A 638-nucleotide genomic window follows, 5' to 3' on the forward strand; every position below is an offset into this window, starting at 1 on the left:
TGACGCCGCCGGGCGCCCGCACGCCGTGGCCGGGGCCACCCACGCCGCGGCGGGGATGCTCGCGCCGCTCGCCGAGACCCAGTTCAGCCAGGACGACCTCGCCCCGCTGCTGCAGGCCGGCTGGGAGGCCTACCCGGCCCTCGTGGACCTGCTCGCCGCCTTCACCGATGTGGAGACGGGCTTCCTCGCACAGGGCGCCTGGATCGTGGCCGCGGACCCCTCGGACGCCCGCGCCTGGGACCACGTGCTCGAGCACGCCTCGATCCTCGGTCGCCGGGTCGAGCCCGTCTCCGTCCGCGCGCTGCGCCGCGCCGAGCCCGCCCTGGCCCCGGGCCTGTCCGCCGGCTTCGACGCCCCGGACGACCATCAGGTGGACCCGCGACGGCTCGCCGCCGCCTGCGTCGCCGCCCTGCGCGCCGAGACCGGACCCGACGGCGGCCCGCTCCCGGTCGGCGCCGGACCCGCCGCCCGGTTCGTGGCCGGACGCGTCACCGCCGCCGGCCCGGAGGGCGAGGGGGTGCGCCTCACGCTGGCCGACGGGGGCGTCCTCACCGCCGACGGCGCGGTCCTCGCCGCGGGCCTGGGCCACCGCGGGATCGGCGGCGCGGCCACCGCCGTCGAGGTCCCGCTGCGCCCCG

At 80.6% G+C, this 638-nt stretch carries 1 protein-coding gene; it reads left to right on the forward strand.

Annotation, left to right across the window (positions count from 1 at the left end; translation table 11 throughout):
- On the forward strand, positions 1-638 hold a 638-nt coding region (locus D8M29_RS13105; protein ID WP_127446075.1), incomplete at both ends, for an FAD-dependent oxidoreductase.

The organism is Micrococcus sp. HSID17227 (assembly GCF_003989405.1).
GTDB classification, from domain to species: domain Bacteria; phylum Actinomycetota; class Actinomycetes; order Actinomycetales; family Micrococcaceae; genus Micrococcus; species Micrococcus luteus.